13 protein-coding genes are annotated in these 7,388 nt (G+C 70.4%); 8 read left to right on the forward strand and 5 right to left on the reverse strand.

The window, feature by feature from the left end:
• Positions 1-117: 117 nt before the first annotated feature.
• Together H0488_RS20485 and H0488_RS20490 are read right to left on the reverse strand one after the other, a co-directional pair.
• A complete protein-coding gene (locus tag H0488_RS20485; RefSeq protein ID WP_183101080.1) occupies positions 118-546 on the reverse strand; it encodes an SgcJ/EcaC family oxidoreductase in 429 nt (142 codons plus the stop codon).
• A 92-nt stretch (positions 547-638) separates the two neighbouring features.
• Positions 639-1,250, reverse strand: a complete 612-nt coding sequence (locus H0488_RS20490) for a TetR/AcrR family transcriptional regulator (RefSeq protein ID WP_183101081.1) — start codon at positions 1,248-1,250, stop codon at positions 639-641.
• Positions 1,251-1,342: 92 nt separating this feature from the next.
• On the opposite strand from H0488_RS20490, the gene H0488_RS20495 reads away from it, so the two are divergent.
• Genes H0488_RS20495 through H0488_RS20505 form a run of 3 tightly spaced genes read left to right on the forward strand, consistent with a single transcriptional unit; the run spans position 1,343 to position 2,667 of the window.
• The gene (locus H0488_RS20495) at positions 1,343-1,780 is read left to right on the forward strand and encodes an acyl-CoA thioesterase (RefSeq protein WP_183101082.1); all 438 of its coding nucleotides are present in this window, start codon (positions 1,343-1,345) and stop codon (positions 1,778-1,780) included.
• A 29-nt stretch (positions 1,781-1,809) separates the two neighbouring features.
• Complete coding sequence (locus H0488_RS20500; RefSeq protein ID WP_183101083.1) at positions 1,810-2,181, forward strand: DUF5655 domain-containing protein; 372 nt, start codon at positions 1,810-1,812, stop codon at positions 2,179-2,181.
• Between the two features lie 60 nt (positions 2,182-2,241).
• Positions 2,242-2,667, forward strand: a complete 426-nt coding sequence (locus tag H0488_RS20505) for a nitroreductase family deazaflavin-dependent oxidoreductase (protein WP_183101084.1) — start codon at positions 2,242-2,244, stop codon at positions 2,665-2,667.
• 16 nt (positions 2,668-2,683) lie between these two features.
• Here H0488_RS20505 and H0488_RS20510 read toward each other — a convergent pair whose 3' ends face one another.
• Positions 2,684-3,304, reverse strand: a complete 621-nt coding sequence (locus tag H0488_RS20510; RefSeq protein ID WP_183101085.1) for a glyoxalase — start codon at positions 3,302-3,304, stop codon at positions 2,684-2,686.
• A gap of 130 nt (positions 3,305-3,434) precedes the next feature.
• Between H0488_RS20510 and H0488_RS20515 the strand changes: the two genes are divergently transcribed.
• The 5 genes from H0488_RS20515 to H0488_RS20535 all read left to right on the forward strand — a co-directional run bounded on the left by H0488_RS20515 (position 3,435) and on the right by H0488_RS20535 (position 6,083).
• Entirely contained in the window at positions 3,435-3,896 is a 462-nt protein-coding gene (locus tag H0488_RS20515; protein ID WP_183101086.1) for an SRPBCC family protein, read from the forward strand.
• A 69-nt stretch (positions 3,897-3,965) separates the two neighbouring features.
• Positions 3,966-4,706, forward strand: coding sequence for a PAQR family membrane homeostasis protein TrhA (gene trhA, locus H0488_RS20520; protein WP_246372590.1), 741 nt, complete (start codon positions 3,966-3,968; stop codon positions 4,704-4,706).
• 107 nt (positions 4,707-4,813) lie between these two features.
• A complete protein-coding gene (locus H0488_RS20525; protein WP_183101087.1) occupies positions 4,814-5,275 on the forward strand; it encodes an SRPBCC family protein in 462 nt (153 codons plus the stop codon).
• A complete protein-coding gene (locus H0488_RS20530; protein WP_183101088.1) occupies positions 5,272-5,619 on the forward strand; it encodes an ArsR/SmtB family transcription factor in 348 nt (115 codons plus the stop codon). Before H0488_RS20525 ends, H0488_RS20530 begins: the two co-directional genes overlap by 4 nt.
• Positions 5,620-5,639: 20 nt before the next feature.
• The gene (locus H0488_RS20535; protein ID WP_183101089.1) at positions 5,640-6,083 is read left to right on the forward strand and encodes an SRPBCC family protein; all 444 of its coding nucleotides are present in this window, start codon (positions 5,640-5,642) and stop codon (positions 6,081-6,083) included.
• Here the strand turns inward: H0488_RS20535 and H0488_RS20540 are convergent.
• Complete coding sequence (locus H0488_RS20540; protein ID WP_183101090.1) at positions 6,080-6,733, reverse strand: MBL fold metallo-hydrolase; 654 nt, start codon at positions 6,731-6,733, stop codon at positions 6,080-6,082. The two genes, H0488_RS20535 and H0488_RS20540, sit on opposite strands and share 4 nt — an antisense overlap.
• Positions 6,733-7,388 (reverse strand): zinc-binding dehydrogenase (locus tag H0488_RS20545; RefSeq protein WP_183101091.1); only part of this gene is annotated, 656 nt, incomplete at its 5' end. The genes H0488_RS20545 and H0488_RS20540, both read right to left, overlap by 1 nt.

A 7,388-nucleotide genomic window follows, 5' to 3' on the forward strand; every position in this document is an offset into this window, starting at 1 on the left:
TGGCCTCGCAGGGTACGGCGCTCGGCCGCGCCGGCCGGGTGCACATCGACACCGACGCCGACGGCACGATCTGGGTCGGCGGCGCGACCGTCACCACGATCAGCGGCTCGGTCGTCGTCAGCCGCTGACGACCGGGGTGTTCTGGTTGGCGGTCAGCAGCCAGCGTCCGTCCTCCCGGGCGACGACGTACATCGGCGAGCCCTCGCTCTCCAGCGTGCCGTCGTTCGTGAAGTACTGCTGCCGCACCTTCACCGCCGCGACGTCCGGCCGGATGAACAGGACGTGCTCGAGCTCGTACGTCGCCTTGCCGTGCGCGCTCGACCCGGGCAGCACCGCGGCCGTGAACTCCGCGATCGCGTCGCGGCCGAACAGACGCTTGCCATGACCGGTGGTCCAGATGGCGTCTCTGCGGAACAGCGCGACGAAGTCGTCGACCAGCTCGTTCTGCTGGGTGCGCTCGACCTCGGCGACGAGATCGCGAAGCTCGGCGATCTCGACCTGGTCGGTGTCGGAAGGGGTCTGGTCCGTGTCTTGATCAATGGTCATGCCGCGATCCTGCTACTTCAAGTTAACTTGAGGTCAAGGCGTGTTGAGCAACCGGTGTGCGAACTCCATGCCCATCCAGTCCGTTGGGAACGTCAGGCCGGGACGACCTCGAGGGCGAGCCGGGCGGCCCGCTCGGTGCCGGACCAGGAGCTGTCGCCCGAGAGCTGGTCCTGGGTGTTGCCGGCGTTGAGGTAGGCGTCGATCCGGAACGCGTCGTCGACCGGGTTCGGCGAGCCGGCCGCGGCCAGCTCGGACTCGAGCAGCTCGATCCACTCGCGCTTGAGGCGTCGTACGGCGTCGGCGACGGGGCCGGTGCGGTGGCCGTACTCGACCGACGTGGCGGCGATGAAGCAGCCGCCGGGGAAGACGCCGGACGTCAGGTAGTCGACCCAGGAGTCGAGCAGCGCGCGCAGCCGGGGCGCACCCGCGGGCTCGGACCAGACCGGTCCGACCACGACCTCCTGATAGATCCGCCGGGCCTCGGCCACCGCTGCGACCTGGATCGCCTCGCGACTCCCGAAGACGGTGAGGATCCCGCTCTTGCTGACGCCGGTGCGCTCGGACAGGAGGCCGACCGTGATCGAGTCGAGGCCGCTGACCGTCGCGATCATCGCCGCCTCCCGGGCGACCCGGCGTCGGGTGACGTCGCCGCGCGCGCGGCGTCCGTCGGTGGCGACCTCGGTCGGCGGGATGTCGGTGCTCATACCGACAACTATAAGTCCGACTGGACGTAAAGATCGAGAGAGCGTACGGTGAGAACAACACGACCGATCGAACGCATAGTTGGGAGCACCCGATGATCGACACCAGCACCGGCGTCCTCGTCCGCAAGCGGATCTACCTCGACGACCTCGACGGCTTCGGGATGCTCCACCACGCCCGCTACGCCCTCCTCTTCGACAACGCCGTCATCGACTTCTGGGCCGACGCCGGCTGGGTGCTCGACCCGAGCGAGTCGGTGCTCGTGATCCGGGAGCTGACGATGACCTACCACCAGCCCGTCGTCGGGATCTCCGAGGTCGACGTCCACTTCTGGGTCGAGCGCGCGGGCCGGACCAGCGTCACCTACCGCTTCCAGGTGCTCTCCGCCGACCACACCGTCGTCCACGCCGACGGCCAGCGGGTGGTCGTCAACCTCGACGGCCAGACGCTGCGACCCGCACCGATCGGCAGCGACGTCTGGGAGCTCGCCGCACCCTTGCTCGGGCCGGGCGTCGAACGCCCCGCTGCCTGAGGACCGTTCCCGCGACTAGGGTTGCGGCCGTGTCGAGCGGCGACCAGCGCCAACCCGAGGACCTCTTCGCGGGCTCACCCGAGGGACTCGAGCTGTACGACGCCGTGGCGCGCGCCGTCGCCGACATCGGCGAGGCCACCGTGCGGGTGACCAAGAGCCAGGTCGCGTTCCGGCGGCGCAAGGGGTTCGCCTACGTCTGGCGGCCCGGGATGTACGTGAGGAGCAACGTGCCCGCGGTGCTGTCGATCGCCCTCCCGCGTGCCCTCGAGTCCGACCGGTTCAAGTCCGTCGTCCACCCGTCCGCCCACGTGTGGATGCACCACCTCGAGCTGACGGAGAAGTCCCAGATCGACGACGAGGTCCGCGGGTGGCTGCTCGCGGCGTACGACGACGCGGGGTGACCGGGTCAGCCCGCAGACGCCCTGTCGAGCGGTGTCAGCCCGGCGGTAGCGTCGCCTGCGATGAGCCTCTACCTGCGCACCCTCCAGCTGCACGCCAAGGTCTACGAGCGCACCGACGGCCGCCTCGGCCACCGACTGCTCGGCGTGCCGACCGTCCTGCTCCGCACCACCGGCCGCAAGTCCGGCCAGGAGCGGACCTCCGCCCTCGTCTACGCCCGCGACGGGCAGGACTTCCTGGTCGTCGCCTCGAACGGAGGCGCCGACCGCCCGCCCGCGTGGCTGCTCAACCTCGAGGCGCAGCCGGAGGTCGGCGTCCAGCTCGGCCGCGAGCGGCACCGGGCGACCGCGCGCCCGGTCTATCCCGACGACGCCGACTACGAGCGGCTGATGAAGCTCTGCAACGACAACAACAAGAACCGCTACGCCGCCTACCGGTCGAAGACCGCCCGCCCGATCCCGGTCGTCGTCCTCACTCCCCACGCGTAGGGGACCTGCTCGGAGGTCAGTCCTTCCCCACCTGGGCCTCCCAGGCGAAGCCGTCGGGGTCGGTGAACGAGCCGGCCGTGCTGCCGATGGCGATCCGGTGGGAGCCGAAGCCGTCGGCCGAGACCCCGGCGTCCTTCGCGGCGGCGCGCCGGCCGTAGAGGGCGAGCTTGATCGTGCCCTCGGGGCTGGCGAACTCGACGTACTTGCGGCCGAAGCTCTTGGCGACCTCGAAGCCGCGGCCGGCGTAGAACTCCTTGGTCGCCTTGACGTCGTCGACGCCGAGCAGGAGCACCACCTCGTCGATGTGGCGGGTTGCGGGGCCGGTGTCCTTCTTGGCGGAGGTGGCGATCTTCCAGATCGTCCCGTCGGGCGCCTGGGCGACGCCGCCGACACCCCAGAACGACTTGGCGACCGGCTTCAGGGTGGTGGCGCCGGCGGCCACTGCGGCGTCGACGAGCTCGTGGACGGTGCTCGGCTGCGACACCACGAGCGACAGCGTGAAGCCGCGGAAGCCGCTCGTCGGCGCGTCCGAGACCCGGAGCCGGATCGGGGCGTCATCGCCGAACACGGCCTTGTAGAAGTTGCGGGCGGCCTGCTCGTCGGCCAACTCGAGGGTGATGGATTCGATGGAGGTCATGCCCGGAACGCTAGGCGGGGCGGGGCATCCGGGGCTTCTTGATTCCTGCTCGATCGCGCCGACTGGCTGGGGGCCGGTCGGGTACCGCCTTCTTCGACGGTCAATGAACCCTTCGAGGAAGGCAGCGAGCATGACGCAGATCCAGCAGTCCATCGACGTCGACGTGCCGGTGAGCACGGCGTACAACCAGTGGACCCAGTTCGAGTCCTTCCCCCAGTTCATGTCGGGGGTGGAGTCGATCACGCAGACCGACGACACCCACCTCCACTGGGTGACCGACATCGCGGGGATCGAGCGGGAGTTCGATGCCGAGATCACCGAGCAGCACCCCGACGAGCGGGTCGCGTGGGCCAGCACCAACGGCGAGGCGAAGCACGCCGGAGTGGTCACGTTCCACCGTCTCGACGACGCGAAGTCGCGGGTGATGGTGCAGATCGACTGGGAGCCCTCGGGCGTCGTCGAGAAGGTCGGGTCGGCCGTCAACCTCGACGAGCACCGGGTGAAGGGCGACCTCGAGAACTTCAAGGAGTTCATCGAGTCGCGCGGCCACGAGTCCGGCGCCTGGCGCGGCGACGTCCCGGCCGGCGGCTGATCCTGTCCGACTGTCGGGCGGTCCTGTCCGTCTGACAAGGGTGCCGTCGGCCCCCGCTACCTTGTCCGCATGAGCACGGTACGGCGGCGGGCCGACGGCACGTCCGATCGCGCGGTCGATCGCGCGGTCGAGGTGATGGCCGACAAGATCGCCGAGGTCAAGCCCAAGCTGCGGGGGTGGCTGCACGCGGGGTCGGTTCCCCTCCTGACGGCGGCGTTCGCCGTACTCATCGTGCTCTCGCCGACGACGATCACCAAGGTCGGCTCCTCGGTCTTCGCCGCCAGTGCGGTGCTGCTCTTCACCGTGTCGGGCATCTACCACCGCGGCACCTGGCAGCCGCGGGTCTGGGCGTTCTGGCGGCGGTTCGACCACGCCAACATCTACGCCATGATCGCGGGCACCTACACGCCCTTCGCGTTCCTCTACCTGGACGGCGCGGCGCGGTGGTGGCTGTTCGGGATCGTCTGGGGCTGTGCCTTCGTCGGCATGGTGTTCCGGATCGCGTGGACCGACGCGCCGCGCTGGCTGCTGACCCCGCTCTACATCGGGCTCGGCTGGGTGGTCGTCTTCTTCCTCCCCCAGTTCTACGACGGCTCCGACAAGTTCCCGTCCTGGGTCAACGTCACAGCGATCACCCTCGTCGCCACGGGCGGCGTGCTCTACACGATCGGCGGCCTGGTCTACGCCGCGAAGAAGCCGAACCCGTCGCCCACGTGGTTCGGCTTCCACGAGGTCTTCCACCTCTTCACCGTGCTCGCGTTCGTGGCGCAGTACGTCGCGGTCTCGGTGGTCACCTACTCCCTGCGCTGACTCCCGCTACCGAGCCCCTGGGCACTTAGCGCAACCAAAGGTTGCGCAATCGCCCGGCCTGCTCTACGTTATTCGCAACCAAAGGTTGCACAACGGAGGAGCGGGACATGGAGTACGGCGCCATCGAGCGGGAGATCCACATCGAGGCCACGCCCGAGGTGGTCTACGAGGTCCTCAGCACTCCCGAGCACCTGCGGGAGTGGTGGCCCGACGAGGCCGAGCTCGACGCGGTGCCCGGCGGCACCGGCGTGCTGTCGTTCGGCAACCGCGGCGACCGCGCCACGCACGTCGCTCCCCTGACGGTGGTGGAGGCCGACCCGCCGCGGCGGTTCGCGTTCCGCTGGGTGTACGACGACGGCGTCGCCCCGGCGCCGGGCAACTCGCTCCTCGTCACCTTCGACCTCGTCCCCTCGGGCGACGGCACCCTGCTCCGGTTCAGCGAGTCGAGCTTCCGCGAGCGGGGGTGGGAGGCCGCCGTGCTCGAGGAGGCCTACCGCGACCACACCACCGGGTGGGACCACTTCCTGCCGCGGCTGGTCACCTACCTCGACCGGCTGGTGTCGCGATGAGCACCGCCATCGACGACGACCTCTGGTCCGCCGTCGGCGACCCGACCCGGCGCCGGATGCTCGACCTGCTGCTGGCCGCGGGGACCGGCACCTCGACCTCGCTGAGCGAACAGCTGCCGGTCTCCCGGCAGGCGGTGGCCAAGCACCTCGCCGTGCTCGAGCGGGTCGGGCTGACCCAGGCCACGCCGTCGGGGCGCGAGCGCGTCTATCAGGTCGACCAGGCCCAGCTCGCCCGCGCGATCGCCCAGCTGACCTCGGTCGGCGCCGCTTGGGATGCCCGGCTCGACCGGATCAAGCGCCTCGCCGAGACCGTCCAGCGCAACCAGAACGACAAGAAGAACTGACTCGAGAGAAAGGCAATGCGATGCACGACATCCTGCACCGGATCGGTGTCACCGCGTCCCCCGAGGCCGTCTCCGCGGCCCTGACCACGACCGACGGCCTGGCCGGCTGGTGGACCTCGGAGACCACCGGCGACCCCGAGCCCGGCGGCGTCGTGGCCTTCCGGTTCGGCGACGCCGGAGGTTTCGACATGAAGGTGCTCGACGCCCGCCCGGGGGAGCTGGTGCTGTGGGAGGTGGTCGACGGACCCGAGGAGTGGATCGGCACCCAGGTCCGCTTCGACATCAAGCGCGAGGACGACTGGACGATCGTGCTCTTCCGCCACGAAGGCTGGCGCGAGCAGGTCGAGTTCATGCACCACTGCAGCACCAAGTGGGCGACGTACCTGATGAGCCTCAAGAGCCTGGTCGAGACCGGCAAGGGCCAGCCCGCGCCGGACGAGGTCTGGATCAGCAACTGGCGCTAGGCCCCGAGCAGCGCTCGCTCCGCGGCGACGGTCGTGTCGTCGCCGTGGCCCGTGTGGACGACGGTGTCGTCAGGGAGCGCGAAGAGCTTCGCCCGGATCGACGCCTCCAGGGTCGGCCGGTCGCTGAAGGACCGACCGGTCGCCCCGGGCCCGCCCTGGAAGAGGGTGTCGCCGGTGAACACGCAGCCCAGTGCGGGGGCGTAGAAGCAGACCGCGCCCGGTGCGTGGCCCGGTGTGTGCAGGACGGTCAGGGTCGTGCCGGCGACCTCGATCTCCAGCCCGTCGGCCAGGTCGAGGTCCCACAGGTGGCCGTCGACCGCGTCCGGCCCGCCGTGGGTCAGCTCCCACAGCGGCCGGTCGGCGGGGTGGAGCAGGATCGGCGCTCCCGACCCACCGTTGACCCGCTCGCGCAGCGCCGGAGCGACCCGCACGTGGTCGTCGTGGGCGTGGGTGCAGGCGATCGCCCTGACCCTCCGGTCCCCCACCACGGCCAGGATGTCGTCGACCGAGTGCGGGGCGTCGATGACGACGCACTCGGTGTCGTCGCCGACGACCCAGATGTTGTTGTCGACGTCGAAGGTCTCGCCGTCGAGGCTGAACGTCCCGCTGGTGACGGCGTGGTCGACCCGCAACCCGGTCCGGTCCGGCATCAGAGCACGACCACCGAGCGCAGCACGTCGCCCTGGTGCATCCGCTCGAACGCGGCCTCGACGTCTCCCAGCCCGATCTCCTCGCTGACGAACGCGTCGAGGTCGAGGCGGCCCTGCAGGTAGAGGTCGACCAGCATCGGGAAGTCGCGGCTCGGCAGGCAGTCGCCGTACCAGCTGGACTTCAGGGCTCCGCCCCGCCCGAACACGTCGATCAGCGGGATGTCCGGCACCACCATGTCGGGCGTCGGCACCCCGACCAGGACCAGCGTGCCGGCGAGGTCGCGGGCGTAGAACGCCTGCCGCCAGGTCTCCGGGCGACCGACCGCCTCGACGACCACGTCAGCCCCGTCGGCGCCGTCGTACGTCTCGGCGCAGATGCGCTTGATCTCCGCGACGGGGTCCAACCCGGACGATGCGGAGGAGTCCACGGTGTGGGTGGCGCCCATCGCCCTGGCCTTCTCGAGCTTCCGGGCGTCGATGTCGACCGCGATGATCGGGCTCGCCCCGGCCAGCGCGGCGCCGGCGATCGCGGCGACCCCGACGCCGCCGCACCCGATGACCGCGATGCTCCGGCCGCGGGTCACCGCCCCGGTGTTGATCGCCGCGCCGATGCCGGCCATCACGCCGCAGCCCAGCAGACCGGCGGGCGCCGGCC

It is taken from the genome of Nocardioides pelophilus (genome assembly GCF_014180685.1).
Taxonomy (GTDB): domain Bacteria; phylum Actinomycetota; class Actinomycetes; order Propionibacteriales; family Nocardioidaceae; genus Nocardioides; species Nocardioides pelophilus.

Coding starts and splice junctions, on each gene's coding strand:
- trhA (WP_246372590.1), top strand. CDS start 3,966: ATGAGCACGGTACGGCGGCGGGCCGACGGCACGTCCGATCGCGCGGTC.
- H0488_RS20485 (WP_183101080.1), bottom strand. CDS start 546: ATGACCATTGATCAAGACACGGACCAGACCCCTTCCGACACCGACCAG.
- H0488_RS20490 (WP_183101081.1), bottom strand. CDS start 1,250: ATGAGCACCGACATCCCGCCGACCGAGGTCGCCACCGACGGACGCCGC.
- H0488_RS20510 (WP_183101085.1), bottom strand. CDS start 3,304: ATGACCTCCATCGAATCCATCACCCTCGAGTTGGCCGACGAGCAGGCC.
- H0488_RS20525 (WP_183101087.1), top strand. CDS start 4,814: ATGGAGTACGGCGCCATCGAGCGGGAGATCCACATCGAGGCCACGCCC.
- H0488_RS20515 (WP_183101086.1), top strand. CDS start 3,435: ATGACGCAGATCCAGCAGTCCATCGACGTCGACGTGCCGGTGAGCACG.
- H0488_RS20540 (WP_183101090.1), bottom strand. CDS start 6,733: ATGCCGGACCGGACCGGGTTGCGGGTCGACCACGCCGTCACCAGCGGG.
- H0488_RS20505 (WP_183101084.1), top strand. CDS start 2,242: ATGAGCCTCTACCTGCGCACCCTCCAGCTGCACGCCAAGGTCTACGAG.
- H0488_RS20530 (WP_183101088.1), top strand. CDS start 5,272: ATGAGCACCGCCATCGACGACGACCTCTGGTCCGCCGTCGGCGACCCG.
- H0488_RS20535 (WP_183101089.1), top strand. CDS start 5,640: ATGCACGACATCCTGCACCGGATCGGTGTCACCGCGTCCCCCGAGGCC.
- H0488_RS20495 (WP_183101082.1), top strand. CDS start 1,343: ATGATCGACACCAGCACCGGCGTCCTCGTCCGCAAGCGGATCTACCTC.